Source organism: Massilia sp. BGA-UO-ETr-WB1, from assembly GCF_059567845.1.
On record NZ_JCAQOT010000027.1, the window covers coordinates 1081215 to 1096992 of the forward strand.

The following is a 15778-nucleotide window of genomic DNA, read 5'->3' on the forward strand; positions in this document are numbered from 1 at the left end:
GAAGCAAGCATGACGTAAGGTTGCGCGTCCATAGTGCACCCATGCTAATGATGTAACACGCGTTGGCTATCGGGTTTAATAATTATATGGAGACAAATCATGGCAACAGTATCCGGCACCGCCAATGGCGCGCGTAACGTGGGCAAAGCAGCGCCCATGACGGCCGAGGAAAAGAAGGTTATCTTCGCGTCCTCGCTAGGCACCGTATTTGAATGGTACGACTTTTATCTGTACGGTTCGCTCGCATCCATCATCGCCAAGCAGTTCTTTATCGGCGACCCCACCACCACCTTCATTTTCGCACTGCTGGCCTTTGCCGCCGGCTTCATCGTGCGTCCGTTCGGCGCGCTGGTGTTCGGCCGCCTGGGCGACATGATCGGCCGCAAATACACCTTCCTGATCACCATCCTGATCATGGGCTTGTCGACCTTCATCGTCGGCCTGCTGCCGGGCTATGCCGCGATCGGCATCGCCGCCCCCATCATCCTGGTCACGCTGCGCATCCTGCAGGGCCTGGCGCTGGGCGGCGAGTACGGCGGCGCGGCAACCTATGTGGCGGAACACGCGCCGCACGGCAAGCGCGGCCTGTTCACCGCGTGGATCCAGACCACCGCCACGCTGGGCTTCTTCCTGTCGCTGATGGTGATCCTGGGTACCCGCATGGCCACCGGCGAGGAAGCCTTCAACGCCTGGGGCTGGCGCATTCCCTTCCTGGTCTCCGTGCTGCTGCTGGGTATCTCGGTGTGGATCCGCCTGGCCATGAACGAATCGCCGGCATTCGCCAAGATGAAAGCGGAAGGCAAAGTGTCCAAGGCGCCGCTGAGCGAAGCCTTCGGCCAGTGGAAAAACGCCAAGATCGTGATCCTGGCGCTGATCGGCCTGACCATGGGCCAGGCAGTGGTGTGGTACACCGGCCAGTTCTACGCGCTGTTCTTCATGCTGCAGACGCTGAAGATCGACATCGCCACCGCCAACGTGATGATCGCCATCGCCCTGCTGCTGGCAACGCCGTTCTTCATCTTCTTCGGCAGCCTGTCGGACCGCATCGGCCGCAAGTACATCATCCTGGGCGGCTGCGTGATTGCCGCTGCGACCTACTTCCCGCTGTTCAGCGGCCTGACCCACTACGGCAACCCAGCGCTGGAAACCGCGCTGAAAAACTCGCCGGTGGTGGTGGTGGCCGACCCGGCTTCCTGCCACTTCCAGTTCAACATGACTGGCACCAAGAAGTTCCCTTCGTCGTGCGATATCGCGACCGCCATGCTGTCGGCTAGCTCGGTGGCCTACACCCGCCAGGACGCGCCGGCAGGCACGATCGCAACCATCAAGATCGGCGACAAGGAAGTGTCTTCCTTCAATGCCGTCATGACTCCGGACGGCCTGAACTTCAGCGACGAGAGCAAAAAGCAGGAAGCTGCCTTCAAGAAAGACGCCGGCGCGGCGATCAAGGCCGCGGGCTACCCAGCCAAGGCTGATCCTGACCAGATCAACAAGCCGATGATGGTGCTGCTGCTGTTCATTCTGGTGCTGTACGTGACCATGGTGTACGGCCCGATCGCCGCCATGCTGGTTGAGATGTTCCCGACCCGCATCCGCTACACCTCCATGTCGCTGCCGTATCACATCGGTAACGGCTGGTTCGGCGGCCTGCTGCCAACCACCGCCTTCGCGCTGGTGGCCTTCAAGGGCGACATCTACTACGGCCTGTGGTATCCGATCGTGATCGCGCTGGTCACCGCTGTCATCGGTACCCTGTTCGTGAAAGAGACCGTTCACAACGACATCTACGCGGCAGACTGATTTCCCCCAGTACGGCGGGGCTTCGGTCCCGCCAGCGTTTCCTTCGACCGCCCTCCCGGGCGGTTTTTTTACGGCGATTGTTTTATGCAGCCCGCAGCGGCGGGTGCACGCAGTCGCGCAGTTGCGCGTCGCTCCACGGCTTGGGGAAGATGCGGTGTGCTGCGCCGCTATTGAGCGCATCCAGCGCCGCCGCGAAGCCGGCATCGCCGGTGAGCAGTATGCGCTCGGCGGCCGGGCTCTGCCGCGCCACCTGTGCCAGGAAATCGGCGCCGCTCATATCCGGCAAATGCTCGCCCGACACCACTACCTGCACCGGGTTCGCGTCCAGCAGCGCCAGCGCGTCGCCGGCGCTGGCCGCAGCCAGGATCTTGTAGCCCTCGCCCTTCAGCACCCGGTTCAGCGAGCGCAGGGTGGAGGACTCCGCGTCCACCAGCAGCAGGCAGCGCTGGGCCTGGGCCTGGGGCTCAATTTGAGCCGGAGCCTGCACCTTGGACGGACCCGCCTGCTCCTGCACAGGCCGGGCTGCCAGGGTCAGCTTCTTGCCGGCGGCGTACAGGCTGGCGTAGCCCTCCGGCGGCAGCGCCTTGCTGAACAGCGCGCCCTGCATCGTGTCGCAGCGCTGCTGGCGCAAGCCCTGCAGCTGCGCCTCGTTGTCCACGCCGTCCGCAATGACCTTGATACCCAGCGTATGGGCCAGCGAAATGATGGCGCCGCACAGCACCGAGGCGGCCGGCGACGTGGCCAGCTCACGCACCAGCGCCGGGTCTATCTTCAGGCGGTCCACCGGGAATTGCTGCAGGCAGGACAGCGATGCCGGGCCGTTGCCGAAGTCGTCCAGCGTAATGCCTACGCCCAGCTCCTTCAACTGGCGCAGCGTGGCGGCCGACGCGTCGGCGTCGTGCATCAGGCCCGGCTCGCCCACCTCGATCACCAGCGATGCACCCGGCACGCCGTTCGCGGCCAGCGCCTGGCGCACCGTCTCGGCCAGGCCGGGCAAGCGGAACTGGCTGGCCGACAGGTTCACCGCCACCGGCGGCGCCTGCAGGCCCTGCTCCAACCATTCCTTCATTTGCCGGCAGGCGCGCTCGATGGCCCAGGCGCCCACCGGCATCACCAGGCCGGTTTCCTCGGCCTGGCGGATGAACTCCTGCGGCGCCAGCATGCCGCGCTGCGGGTGCTGCCAGCGCAACAGCGCCTCCGCGCCGGCGATGCCGCCATGGGCCAGGCTGTTCTGCGGCTGGTAATACAGCAGCAGCTCGCCGCGCTCAAGCGCGCGGCTCAGCGCCTGCTCCATGGCGCTGCGCTGCGCCACCTGCGCGTTCAGCGCATCCGCATAGTAGCGGTGCGTGTTGCCGCCCTGATGCTTGGCTTGCTGCATGGCTTGCCGCGCATGCGGCAGCAAGTCCCCCGGCTCGGCGCTGTCGTCCGGGTACAGCGCGATGCCGGTGGAGCACATCAGCTTGAGCTGCGGCGTGCCGGCCGGCAGCAGGCCGGCGTCCACCTCCTGCCCCAGCATGGCGGCCACGCGCGCGGCGACCTTGCCCGCGTGGGCGGCCGACACCAGGCCGGGCAGCAGCACGATGAACTCGTCCGCACCGGGGCGCGCCAGCACGGCTTTCTCGCCGGCCGCCTGCGCCAGCCGCAGCGCCGCCTGCACCAGCAGCTGGTCGGCGACGGCGTGGCCCAGTTTCTCGTTGATGACGTCGAAGCTGTCCAGATTGATGTGCAGCGCCCCCAGCTTCCTGTGCGCCGCACGGGACTGTTCGGCCAGCGGCGCCAGTTGCCGCCGCACGGTTTCCAGCGTGGCCAGCCCGGTCAGGTCGTCGTAATACACCGGGTGCGCTTCGGCCGCCCTGGCCGCCGTGGCGGCGGCTTGCTGCACGCACTGCGCGTGCAGCCGGCAGCGGGCGATGCCCAGCACCAGGTCGTCCGCCAGGCCTTGCAGCAAGGCCAGCTCCTCCTCGCTGAAGGCCTCCGCCTGCACCGAATAGAGGCCAAGCACGCCGAACGGCACGGCCTCAGGGGCGGTGCGCAATGGCAGTGCGGCGGCGGCCAGCAGGCCGTGCGGCACTGCCGGGCGGCCCGGCACGTTGAACACCATGTCCGCCACCAGCTGGCTGGTCGTGACGGTGCGGTTCTGGTGGATGGCGGTGCCGAAGCCGCCCTGCGCGCGCGCATCCTCGCCCCAGGACAGGGCCAGCTTGTGCACATAGTTCGCATCCGTGCCTGCATGGGCGGCAACCTCGATGCTGCAGGCCTCGTCGTCCAGCGCGTAGCCGACCCAGACCGCGCGGTAACCGCCGTGCTCCGCCAGGTGGCCGCACACGGCAGCCAGCAGTTCGCGGTCATCCGCCGCCCGCAGTTGCGACTGGGCGCAGGCCGACAGGAGCGCCCAGGCCCGCTCCAGGTGCAGCAGGCGGGCGTTCTGCTCGGCGCCGCGCCTGGCCGCGATGCCGGTTTCGTCGGCGATGCGGTTCATGGACCGCACCAGGATGTCGAATTCGCTGGCGCTGTCGGGATCGGCGCTCATGCGCTTGGCGCGCGCGCCGGCACGGGCATGCGCTCCGCCGTGGCTGAAGTTCTCGGCGGCGATGGCGCCGGCGAAGGCGATGCAGTCGCGCAGGGTGCCGTCTATGCTGTGCGTGAAGCGGCGCGCCAGCGCGATACCGGCGGCGGTGGCCAGCGCCGGCAGCAGGAACATCGCCACCAGCGCGGTCAGGGCCAGCCGGGCAGCCCGCGTCCGGGCGCGCTCGGATGCGTCGCCGGCGCGCGTGCTCAGCGTGTCCAGCAGCGGCGCCAGTTCCGCCGCTGCCGTTTCCACCGGCTTGCCGGCGGGCGCGCGTCCGGCCTCGAATTCGTAACTGAGGGTGGTCACCGCCTGCGCCGCGCGGCGCACGCTGGCTTCGCCGCTCAGCGCGGCGACCGTGCGCATCTGCTCGCGCAGCTCCAGCAGCGCCGCCTGCCGTGTGGCGGGCGCTGCGGGCGCTTCAAGCAGGCGCAGGTCCTTGCCGGCCTTCAGCGCCAGCTGCACCGCGTACTGCTCCTGGCCGCTATACGAACGCCAGGCCTGCACCGCGTAGAGGTGGGCGAACGCGGCCAGCAATGCGGCAACCAGCATTGGCATGGCCAGGCTGGCCACCACGGCCCATAGCCGTCCATGCAGGCTAAGCCGCGCCAAACGGCTATCGAACTCGGCAAGCAAGCGCATAACGCAGCATCTCCTGTTCTATAACAGCTAAGGTATAAACCTGATACCACTAATACATAGTAGTACTTTATTTGCCGTTAGGAAAGTTAAGATACTTGCGCTAGATCAAGATCAAGACCGCCTCAAGCGGTAAGCAGCTGCTGGTGCCGGAAAGCTTGCTGGACGCACTCGCGCAACTGCTCGTCGTCCCAGGGCTTGGTGAAGTAGCGGTAGACGGCGCCGCGGTTGATGGCGTCGATCACGGAATCCAGGTCGGCATAGCCGGACAGGATGATGCGGATGGTGTCGGGGTACAGCTCCTTCACCCTGCTCAGGAATTCGATGCCCGTCATTTCCGGCATGCGGTGGTCCGACAGCACCACCTGCACCGGGTTCATGGCCAGCAGCTTGAGCGCGTCGGCGGCGCTGGTGGCGGCCAGGATCTTGTAGCCGTCCAGCCGCAGCGCGCGGTTCAGCGAGCGGATGATATTGGGCTCGTCGTCCAGCAGCAGCAAGGTGCGCGGGGTTTCCGCCGCATCCGGCAAAGCCAGTTTCTTGCCGCTGGCGAGCAGCTGCGCATAGGCGTCCGGCGAGACGGCTTTGCTGAACAGGAAGCCCTGCATGGTGTCGCAGAAGCGGCGCCGCAGGTAGTTCATCTGCTCGTCCGTCTCCACGCCTTCAGCCACCACGCCCACCCGCAGATTGTGCGCCAGGCCGATCACGGCGTTGCAGATGGCGGCGTCGTCGGGCGAGGTGGTGATGTCGCGCACGAAGGACTGGTCTATCTTCAGATGGTCGATCGGGAAGCGTTTCAGGTGGCTCAGCGAGGAATAGCCGGTGCCGAAATCGTCCAGCGAAATGCCGACGCCCACCTCTTTCAGCTCGTTCAGCGTGCGGATGGCCGCTTCCACGTCATGCATCACGGCGCTCTCGGTCAGCTCCAGCACCAGCTGGCGGGCCGGGGTGCCGGTGCTTTCCAGCGCGCGGCGCACGGTCTGCACCAGGTCTTTTTGCTGGAACTGCTTGGCCGACAGGTTGACCGCCACCGGCGGCGCCTTGACGCCCCCATCGCGCCAGGCCTTGAGCTGGGTGCACACGTTTTCGATGGCCCAGGCGCCCAGCGGCAGCACCAGCCCGGTCTCCTCGGCCAGCCTGATGAATTCACCCGGCGCCACCATGCCGCGCGTGGGGTGCTTCCAGCGCATCAGCGCCTCGGCCCCGGTGATGACGCCGGTCTGCAGATTGCATTGCGGCTGGTAGTGCATGGCCAGCTCGCCCCGCTCCAGCGCCCGGCTCAGTTCAGACTCCATGACGAAGCGCGACGCCATGCGGGCGTTCAGTTCGGGCGCATAGTAGCGGTAGGTGTTGCCGCCCTGCCGCTTGGCCTCCTGCACGGCCAGGCCCGCGTTGCGCAGCAGGTCGGCGGTCTGCGCGCTGTCGTCGGGATAGACGCTGATGCCGATCGAGCCGAGCGGCCGTATCATCGGCGCCCCCGCCGGCAGCAGGCTGGCGGCCACCGGCTCTGCCAGCCTGGCTGCGATGCGGGCCGCCACCTGCGCAGCGTCGGCCGCCGCCGTTACGGGCAGCAGCACGATGAACTCGTCGGCGCCGCTGCGCGCCAGCAGCGCGCCCTCGCCCGCGCATTGCACCAGCCGCTGCGCGGCCTGCACCAGCACCTGGTCGCCGCCTGCGCGGCCCAGCGTATTGTTGACGTCCTTGAAGCGATCCAGGTTCACGTGCAGCGCCGCCAGCTTGCGGTTGGCGGCGCGCGCCTGTTCGGCCTGCGACGCCAGTTGCGCCTGCAGCGTTTCCAGCTTGGCCAAGCCGGTCAGGCCGTCGTAATTGACATGGCGGGCCAGTTGCTCTTCGGCGCGCTGGCGCTGCCCGGACTGGCGCCGGCTGACGATGCCGAAGGCCAGATCGTCCGCCAGGTCGTGCAGCAGCTGCAGCTCCTCCTCTTCAAAGGCCCGCGTCCGCTCCGAATAAAGGCCGAGCACCCCGAACGGTTTGCCGCCGCTGCCGCCGCCACCTTCGCCCGGCTCTTCGCTCAACGGCAGCGCCAGCGCCGAGGCCAGGCCGTGCGGCGGCGTGAGCTCGTGCCAGCAGGTGAACACAAGATCAGACGCGAGCTGGGTGGTGGTCAGCGTGCGCGCCTGGTGGATGGCGGTGCCGAAGCCGCCCTGCTTGTGCACGTCGCTGCCCCAGCTGAGCTGCAGTCCGTTGACATAGTCGGCGTCGGTGCCGGCGTGCGCGGCCACTTCCACGCTCTGCGCTTCATCGTCGCGCGCATAGCCCACCCACGCCACGCGGTAGCCGCCCAGTTCCACCAGGTGGCCGCAGATGGCGCTCAGCAGCTCGGCTTCGCTTTCCGCGTGCACCAGCGATTTGCTGCAGGCCGAGCGCAAGGCCCAGGCCCGTTCCACGCGCTCCAGCCGCGCGGTATGCTCCACTTCGCGCTCGGCGGCGGTGACGGTTTCGTCGGCGATGCGGTTCATGGAGCGCACCAGGATGTCGAATTCACTGGCGCTGTCGGGGTCCGCGTCGATGTGCCGCGCGCGCGCAGCCGGACGCGCCGAGCTGCTGCCGTGGCTGAAATTGCCGGCCGCGATTTCGCCGGCAAACGCGATGCAGTCGCGCAGCGTGCCGTCGATGCTGCGCGTGATGCCGCTCGCCAGCGCCACCGCGCCGGCCGCCGCCAGCACGGGCAGCAAAATCATGGCAAACAGCGCAATGCGGCCGATCAGCACCGCGCGCGAATGCGCCAGCGCTGCGGCGCCGGAGGCCTGCACCACCAGCTCATCGAGCAAGGGTGCCAGCGGCGCCGGCGCCGCGCCGCTTCCTGTGCCGGCGGCGCGGCTGGTTTCATATTCGTAGGTGAGCAAGGTGACGGCCTGCGCGGCCAGCCGCACGCTGGCGTCGTCACTGAGGGTGGAGATGTCGCGCATCTGCGCGCGCAAGCCGTTGATGGTGGCGCGCCGGGTGGCGGGAACGTCGAGGGCGGGCAGCGACGCGCTGCCTCTTAGCGCCAGTTGCAGCGCGCGTTCGTCCTGCTCGGCGAAGCCGTGCCAGGCCGCCGCGGCGTAGGCGTGCACCATCACCACCAGCAGTGCGGAGACTAGCATGGGGATAGCCAGGCAGGTGATGACGGTGCGCAGCCTGGCGCGCAGGCTCAGGCGTGCGAGGCGGGCGTGGAACTCAGCCAGCAAGGCCATGGGCGCTCGCGTGGCCGTGGTCGGACTTGTCGCTATTCATTCGGCATCTCCTGTCGGGATCAGGCGGACTGCGGAATGATATTACCGCTTTTTCTACGCAGGGGAAAGGCGGATGAGGTTTACTTCACCCGATAATGCGCAGCGAAAAATCGGTGGCCCGCACGTCCTTGGTCAGGCTGCCGATCGAGATGCGGTCCACGCCCGTCTCGGCGATGCCGCGCACAGTCTCAAGGTTGACGCCGCCCGATCCTTCCAGCAGCGCGCGGCCGGCGTTCATCTGCACCGCAGCGCGCATCATGCCGAGGTCGAAATTGTCGAGCAGGACCGAGGTGGCGCCTGCGGCCAGCGCTTCTTCCAGCTCGGCCAGGTTTTCCACTTCCACCTGGATGGTGACGTCGCCGCCCGCGTTGGCAGCCACGCGCTTGGCCGCCACCAGCGCGGCGGTGATGCCGCCTGCGGCCGCGATGTGGTTTTCCTTGATCAGGATGCCGTCGTACAGCGCCATGCGCTGGTTGGCGCCGCCGCCCACGCGCACCGCGTACTTCTGCGCCAGGCGCAGGCCCGGCAGCGTCTTGCGCGTGTCGAGTATCTTGGCGCTGGTGCCTTCCACGACCTGCACGTAGCGGCGCGTGGCGGTTGCCACGCCGGACAGCAGCTGCATGAAATTGAGCGCCGCGCGTTCGCCGGTAAGCAGCGCCCGCGACGGGCCTTCCAGCGTGCAGACCGCGCTGTCGGCCGCCATCATGTCGCCTTCGGCGTAGTGCCAGGTGACGCTGATGCTGCCGTCCACGGCCAGCATCACGCCTTCGAACCAGGGCGCGCCGCACAGCACGGCGTCCTCGCGGACGATGACGCGCGCGGTGCTGCGGCCTTCGGCGGGAACCAGTTGCCCGGTCAGGTCGCCGGTGCCGACGTCTTCGAGCAGCGCGGCCAGCAGATTGCCTTCGAACGCGGCCTTCAACGGCGCGTCGAATGGAGCATATGGGTTGCGCAAGGTGGTCATGCCGGTCCTATCCCCTGGAACAATTTGCCTTCCTGCGCCAGGTCCGCGCTCGGCGCGACCTTGGCTTTCTTGGCCGCTGCGAAGTCCAGCATGCGGTCGATGGAGCGCTTGGCTTGCACGCCGACCGCAGGGTCGACATGGATTTCATTCTTCATATTCTCCAGCACATCGGCCAGGTTCTGCAGGCCGTTCATGGCCATCCACGGGCAGTGCGCGCAGCTCTTGCAGGTGGCGCTGTTGCCGGCGGTGGGCGCTTCAATGAAGGTCTTGCCCGGCGCTGCGGCGCGCATCTTGTGCAGGATGCCGTTGTCGGTGGCGACGATGAAGGTGTCCGCATCCATGTTGACGGCGGCGGCGATCATCTGCGACGTGGAGCCCACCACGTCGGCCTGCTCCACCACGTTGGCCGGCGACTCCGGGTGCACCAGCACCTTGGCGTTCGGGTACTCGGCCTTCAGCAGGTCCAGTTCCACGCCCTTGAATTCATCGTGCACCAGGCAGGAGCCCTGCCACAGCAGCATGTCGGCGCCGGTCTGCTTCTGGATGTAGGAGCCCAGGTGCTTGTCCGGCGCCCACAGGATCTTCTTGCCCTGCTCGTGCAGGTGCTTGACGATGTCCAGGCCGATCGACGAGGTCACCATCCAGTCGGCGCGCGCCTTCACGGCGGCGCTGGTGTTGGCGTACACCACCACCGTGCGGTCCGGGTGCTGGTCGCAGAAGGCGGTGAATTCGTCGGCCGGGCAGCCCAGGTCCAGCGAGCAGGTCGCGTCCAGGTCCGGCATCAGGATGGTCTTCTCGGGGCTGAGGATCTTGGCCGTTTCGCCCATGAAGCGCACGCCCGCCACGACCAGGGTCCTGGCGGGATGGTCGCGGCCGAAACGGGCCATCTCCAGCGAGTCCGACACGCAGCCGCCGGTTTCCTCGGCCAGATCCTGCAGGTCGGCGTCGACGTAATAGTGCGCAACCAGCACTGCTTGTTTTTCTTTCAGCAGGCGCTTGATGCGCTCCTTGAGGGCAACGCGTTCGTCCGCGCTGGGAGTGGCTGGCGTACGAGCCCAGGCATGCGCAACGCAGCTGGTTCCCTGTTGCGGGTGCTCGTACTCGACTGGCTTGATGGCGAGAGTCTGTTGCATGGTGCTCTTGGATTAGTTGATGCCCTGGCTGGTCAGGTACTCTTCGTAGTTGCCGCGGAAATCGACGATCTCGTTTTCCTTGACTTCGAGGATGCGGTTGGCCAGCGACGAAACGAATTCGCGGTCGTGCGAAACGAAGATCAGCGTGCCGGCGTATTTATCCAGCGCGATGTTCAGCGATTCGATCGATTCCATGTCCATGTGGTTGGTCGGCTCGTCCAGCAGCAGCACGTTGTGGCGGCCCAGCATCAGCTTACCGTACATCATGCGGCCTTTTTCACCGCCGGACAGCACCCGCACCGACTTCTTCACCTCGTCGCCGCCGAACAGCAGGCGGCCCAGGATGGAGCGCACGGCCTGGTCGTCGTCGCCTTCCTTGGTCCAGCGGCCCATCCAGTCGGTCAGCGTCAGGTCAGTGGCGAAGTCCTCGGTCGGATCCTGCGGCATGTAGCCGACGTTGGCGTTTTCCGCCCACTTGATGCGGCCGGTGTCGGCGTTCAGGCCGGTGATCTCTTCGCCGCCGATGCAGCGCAGCAGCGTGGTCTTGCCGGCGCCGTTGGCGCCGATGATGGCGATGCGCTCACCCGCTTCCACCATGATGCTGAAGTTCTTGAACAGCTGGCGGTCGTAGGCTTTGGAGATGTTTTCCGCTTCCACGGCCAGGCGGTGCAGCTTCTTCTCGCCGTCGAAACGCACGAACGGGTAGGCGCGCGAGGACGGCTTCATGTCCTCGACCTTGATCTTCTCGATCATCTTGGCGCGCGAAGTGGCCTGGCGGGCCTTGGACTTGTTGGCCGAGAAGCGGCGCACGAAGTCCTGCAGCTCGGCGACCTTCTCTTTCGCCTTGGCGTTGTTGGCCAGCTGCTGGTTGCGGGCCTGGGTGGAGGCCAGCATGTACTCGTCGTAGTTGCCCGGGTAGATCTTCAGCGTGCCGTAATCCATGTCGGCCACGTGGGTGCACACCTGGTTCAGGAAGTGGCGATCGTGGGAAATGATGATCATGGTGGAGTTGCGCTCGTTCAGCACGTCTTCCAGCCAGCGGATGGTGTTGATGTCCAGGTTATTGGTCGGTTCGTCGAGCAGCAGGATGTCCGGATTCGAGAACAGTGCCTGGGCCAGCAGCACGCGCAGCTTCCAGCCTGGCGAGACGTTGCTCATCGGGCCCTGGTGCAGCGAGATGTCCACGCCGGCGCCCAGCAGCAGTTCGCCGGCGCGCGATTCGGCGGTGTAACCATCGTATTCGGAGACTTTGCCTTCCAGGTCGGCCGCGCGCATGTAGTCGTCGTCGGTGGCGTCCGGGTTGGCGTAGATGGCGTCGCGTTCCTGCATGGCGGCCCACATTTCGGTGTGGCCCATCATCACCACATCCAGCACGCGCATTTCTTCGTAGGCGAACTGGTCCTGGCGCAGCTTGCCGAGGCGCTCGTTGACGTCCAGCGCCACGTTGCCTGCCGACGGTTCCAGGTCGCCGCCCAGGATTTTCATGAAGGTCGACTTGCCGCAGCCGTTGGCGCCGATCAGGCCGTAGCGGTTGCCGTCGCCAAACTTGACGGAAATGTTTTCGAACAGCGGCTTGGCGCCGAACTGCATGGTAATGTTTGCGGTGGATAACACGTCAGGAGGCCCTTAAAGCGGTAAATTCAATTAACCTGACATTTTACCACTCTACGGGCGTAGCGTCAGCCAAGGGTCAGTGAACGCTCCTGGCAGTAGCAAGTCGTTCCGGCAGATGCCAAGTTGCTGGGCCACTATCAGTCACTGTCCGTTTCCGAGACGTATGTCACTGCAGGTATGCCACCGACGAAAGCGCTGATGCGGGGGCTCAGTGAATGTTGCGTGCGATACAATACACGGCTGCCGTCAGCGCGCTGCATACGACGATCATGGTGCCAACGACACGCCATGCCTGCAGGGTGAATTCCATGTGCATTTCGGCGCGCAAGCTGTTCGTGTTGTCGTAAGCCTTGGCAAGCCCCTCGTAGACTTTACCAAACTCGCGCGCCGTGCCCGCATTGGCCTGGGCGATCGCCTCGTTGACCTTGCTAAACTCCCGCGCCGTGTTTTCATTGGCGGCAGCCAGTTTCTCGTTGACCCTGGCAATCTCGTGCGCAATGGCGCCGTTAACCTTGCCGACTTCGCTGACGAGGTCTTCCCTGGTCGCATAATTGGAACGAATTACCTCAACGGTCATTCTGACCGCAGTCAATTCAGTTTCTACATTTGCAAGTCGCGAAAGCATGACTCTATCATTGGCGCGGCGCGGCTCGAAGTCAAGCGGGGTCGGCGACGGAGGCTGGTCATTGGAATTCATCATCGCTGCGGGCTGAGGATGGACGATTCATTGTCAGCCTAAGGGGCCGGACACGGTTTGCGCCCCGTCAAACGGAGGTGCCATTGGCGCAGCCGTCGCGCAGTTCGTAGTCACCGTTGCCAGCAAGGCCGAGCCGTTGAAGAACGGCTTTGGTACGAGGCGCAGGAAGCCAAACGACGCCATGGATCATGATATGCTTGTTTTTCTCGTGACGGAGGAACTATGCTGAACGATCCCGATTTGCGAAACGTCAACGAGATTGCAACTGGCGACTTCGTAGCTTTTGAACTGTTCGATGCTGGTACGTGGCGGGCTTTTCGAATCAGCCGCTCTGCTCTGGATGTGCTGGGCGCGGGCAGGAATCTGCCGCCCATGGAATCCTTCGAGCAAAACCTTGAACGCATAAAGGGCGTGGCATTCAACGCGCACAAGGTCGGGAATGGCTATACCGTCCTGGACTCAGAATGCTTTGAATGAGCTGAAAACTATTCCATGGCGCCGTCATAGCAAGGCTCAGGGAACGCCCAAGGCTCAATGAACGTTCCTGGCAATAAAATACACAGCCGCAGTGAGCGCGCTCGACACGACCGTCACGAACCCGACAATCCGCCATGTCTGCTTGTCCAGCTCCTTGTGGAGCTCGCTTCGCAACGTCCTTCCACGCGCACCAACTCTTCCTTGGTCACATAGTTGAGCGGATAACTTCCACGGTGGTTCGCACGGCCACCATTTCCTTTTCCAAGTTGATAAGGCGAGACAGCATGGCTCTATAATTGGCACGCTGCGCCTGGAAGTCAAGCGGGCCCGGCTCTGGGGGACGCTGGTCGTTGGAGTTCATCAGCGCTCCAGACTGAGGATGGGAAGATCCATTGCCCACCTAGCGGCCCGGACGTAGTTTGCGCCACGGCAAACGGACGCGCTATTGGCGCAGCCAGTCGCGGAGTTCGTAGTACCAGTACGCAAGCTGGGCGGAGAGCAGGCCGGCGGGGCCGCCGGTGGTGGGGAGGCCCCATTGCTGGAATCGGCTCAGGTCGCCTACTTCGCCGGTCAGCGCGGCGGCCAGCACCTCGCCGCTCAGCGTGGTCGGGCCGACGCCGTGGCCGCCGAAACCCATGCCGTACCAGATCCCTTCCGGCAGCCGCCCCAGCTGCGGCATCTTGTGGCGGCCGTAGCTCATCATGCCGCTCCAGGCATAATCGACTTTTGTGCCGGCCAGTTGCGGGTAGACTTTCAGCATGTCGCGCAGCAGCAGGCGCGCCACGTCGGCGGCGCTGCGTTCGCGCACGGCGATGCGGCCGCCCCACAGCAGGCGGCTGTCCGGCAAGGGGCGGTAGTAGTCGAAGGCGAAGCGGGTGTCGTAGATGGCGGCGTCGGTGGCCAGCGCGGCGGGCAGGCGTTCGCCCAGCGGTTCGGTCGCCATCACGTAGGTGGCGATGGGCAGGATGGCGCCCGCCAGTTTGGGATACAGGCGCTCGATGTAGCCGCCGCAGCACACCACTACTTCGCGCGCCCACACCTCGCCCTCGGCCGTGGCGATGCGCCAGCCGCCGCTGCGCGGTGACGCGATGCTGCTCACGCGGCTTTGCTCATGCACACGGATGCCGCTTGCGGCGAGCGCGCGCGCCAGGCCCTGCGCGTATTTCAACGGGTGGAAATGGAAGGCATTCTCCTCGTACAGCGCGCCGAAATAGCGCTCGCTGCGGGCGCGGTCCGCGAAGTCCGCGCGGCTGACGCGCTGCCATTCGACGCCCAGCGTGTCCGCCATGAAGCGCCGCTGTTCGTCCAGTATGCGGTCGTTGTTGAACCAGTTGGCAAGGTAGATGCCGCCATCCACGGCTTCGCAGGCGATGCCGTACTGCGCGATGCGGCGCCGTATGGTCGCCACCGCGTCCAGCGTGAGCTGGTACAGCTTGCGCGCCTGCTCCGCGCCTGCCGCGCCGACCAGCGCGCGCTCGCCCAGCGAATAGCCGCCGAACACGAAGCCGCCGTTGCGGCCGGAGGCGCCGTGCCCAACGGCCTCGGCCTCCAGCAGCACTACGCTGCGCTGGCCGCGTTCCATCAGCGACATGGCCGTCGCCAGGCCGGCGAAGCCGCCGCCGATGATGCAGATGTCCGCGTCGGCCAGGCCTTGCAGCGCGGGCCAGGCCGCGTGGTCGGCCGTGGCGCGGTAGTAGCTCAGCCCGGGGAGTGCTTCAGCCATGCGCCAGCGTTGGGTAGCCGCTGACTGTCAGGTTGAAGCCTTCGGCGTCCGATACCAGATGCGCCTGGGCGCCGAACGGCAAGGTGCAGCGCTGCTTGACATGCCCGAACGGCAGCCCGGTCAGCACCGGTATCGGCAGGCGCGAGCGGATGTAGGCCAGCATGGCGTCGAAGTCGTAGCCGTTGTCGAAAGCCGCCAGCTTGTAGCCGGACACGTCGCCCAGCACCAGCGCTTTCTGCTTGTCCAGCACGCCCGCGTGCAGCAGTTGCAGCAGCATGCGCTCGACGCGGTAAGGGTGTTCATTGATGTCCTCGACGAACAGGATGCCGTCGTCGATCTGCGCGAAATACGGCGTGCCCAGCAGATGCACCAGCATGGCCAGGTTGCCGCCCCACAGCTTGCCGCTCACGTCCACCGCCGGATTGCCGGCAGCCGCGCCGCGCACCGAGTGCACCGGGCCGCGCAGGCAGTCCCACAGCTGGTTCAGCGTGTAGTCCACCGGCTCGTCGCGGATGAAATCGTCGCAGATCATCGGGCCTGCAAAGCTGATGGCGCCCGTGGCCTGCATCAGGCCCATATGGAAGGCCGTGAAATCGCTGTAGCCGACGAACAGCTTGCCGCTGTCGGCCATGGCGCGGAAATCGATCTGCGGCAGGATGCGGCTGATGCCGTAGGAACCGCGCAGCGCCATCACCACCTGCACCTGCGGATCGGCCGCCGCCGCGTTCAGCTGCGCCAGCCGCGCCTGGTCGGTGCCGCCGAAACGCTGGAACTTCAGCTCCGGCGCATAATAATTGTGGACCACGAAGCCTTGCGCTTCCATGCGCGCGATGCCGCGCGCCAGCGCCGCCTCATCCAGCGCGTAGCCGCCGGGGGCGGCGATGGCGATGCCGACGCCCTGCCCTGCTTTTGGAGTACTCAAATCGATTCAA

General features: G+C 65.8%; 11 protein-coding genes. 2 read left to right on the plus strand and 9 right to left on the minus strand.

Annotation, left to right across the window (positions count from 1 at the left end; all coding sequences use genetic code 11):
- Positions 1 to 99: 99 nt before the first annotated feature.
- The gene (locus tag AC56DV_RS31575) at positions 100 to 1800 is read left to right on the plus strand and encodes an MFS transporter (protein WP_496318150.1); all 1701 of its coding nucleotides are present in this window, start codon (positions 100 to 102) and stop codon (positions 1798 to 1800) included.
- A gap of 82 nt (positions 1801 to 1882) precedes the next feature.
- Here the strand turns inward: AC56DV_RS31575 and AC56DV_RS31580 are convergent, their stop codons facing one another.
- The 6 genes from AC56DV_RS31580 to AC56DV_RS31605 all read right to left on the minus strand — a co-directional run bounded on the left by AC56DV_RS31580 (position 1883) and on the right by AC56DV_RS31605 (position 12649).
- Positions 1883 to 5008 carry an EAL domain-containing protein gene (locus AC56DV_RS31580; RefSeq protein WP_496318151.1) on the minus strand — a complete coding sequence of 1042 codons (3126 nt, stop codon included), beginning with the start codon at positions 5006 to 5008 and terminating at the stop codon, positions 1883 to 1885.
- 122 nt (positions 5009 to 5130) lie between these two features.
- Positions 5131 to 8199: an EAL domain-containing protein gene (locus tag AC56DV_RS31585; RefSeq protein ID WP_496318152.1), complete on the minus strand. Its 3069-nt coding sequence runs from the start codon at positions 8197 to 8199 to the stop codon at positions 5131 to 5133.
- 124 nt (positions 8200 to 8323) lie between these two features.
- Entirely contained in the window at positions 8324 to 9202 is an 879-nt protein-coding gene (nadC, locus tag AC56DV_RS31590) for a carboxylating nicotinate-nucleotide diphosphorylase (protein WP_496318153.1), read from the minus strand.
- Positions 9199 to 10335, minus strand: a complete 1137-nt coding sequence (gene nadA / locus AC56DV_RS31595; RefSeq protein WP_496318154.1) for a quinolinate synthase NadA — start codon at positions 10333 to 10335, stop codon at positions 9199 to 9201. The genes nadC and nadA overlap by 4 nt, the downstream gene beginning before the upstream one ends.
- Before the next feature lie 12 nt (positions 10336 to 10347).
- The gene (locus AC56DV_RS31600; protein ID WP_496318155.1) at positions 10348 to 11949 is read right to left on the minus strand and encodes an ABC-F family ATPase; all 1602 of its coding nucleotides are present in this window, start codon (positions 11947 to 11949) and stop codon (positions 10348 to 10350) included.
- Between the two features lie 208 nt (positions 11950 to 12157).
- Complete coding sequence (locus tag AC56DV_RS31605; RefSeq protein WP_496318156.1) at positions 12158 to 12649, minus strand: hypothetical protein; 492 nt, start codon at positions 12647 to 12649, stop codon at positions 12158 to 12160.
- A gap of 219 nt (positions 12650 to 12868) precedes the next feature.
- Between AC56DV_RS31605 and AC56DV_RS31610 the strand changes: the two genes are divergently transcribed.
- On the plus strand, positions 12869 to 13123 hold the full coding sequence (locus AC56DV_RS31610) for a hypothetical protein (protein ID WP_496318157.1): 255 nt from the start codon (positions 12869 to 12871) through the stop codon (positions 13121 to 13123).
- Between the two features lie 205 nt (positions 13124 to 13328).
- Here the strand turns inward: AC56DV_RS31610 and AC56DV_RS31615 are convergent, their stop codons facing one another.
- From AC56DV_RS31615 to ldcA, 3 genes are all read right to left on the minus strand, one after another.
- Positions 13329 to 13484 (minus strand): hypothetical protein, encoded by a 156-nt coding sequence (locus AC56DV_RS31615; RefSeq protein WP_496318158.1) that lies wholly within the window; start codon positions 13482 to 13484, stop codon positions 13329 to 13331.
- Positions 13485 to 13565: 81 nt separating this feature from the next.
- Complete coding sequence (locus AC56DV_RS31620; protein WP_496318159.1) at positions 13566 to 14846, minus strand: NAD(P)/FAD-dependent oxidoreductase; 1281 nt, start codon at positions 14844 to 14846, stop codon at positions 13566 to 13568.
- Positions 14839 to 15768 carry a muramoyltetrapeptide carboxypeptidase gene (gene ldcA, locus AC56DV_RS31625; protein WP_496318160.1) on the minus strand — a complete coding sequence of 310 codons (930 nt, stop codon included), beginning with the start codon at positions 15766 to 15768 and terminating at the stop codon, positions 14839 to 14841. Before ldcA ends, AC56DV_RS31620 begins: the two co-directional genes overlap by 8 nt.
- Positions 15769 to 15778: the final 10 nt, after the last annotated feature.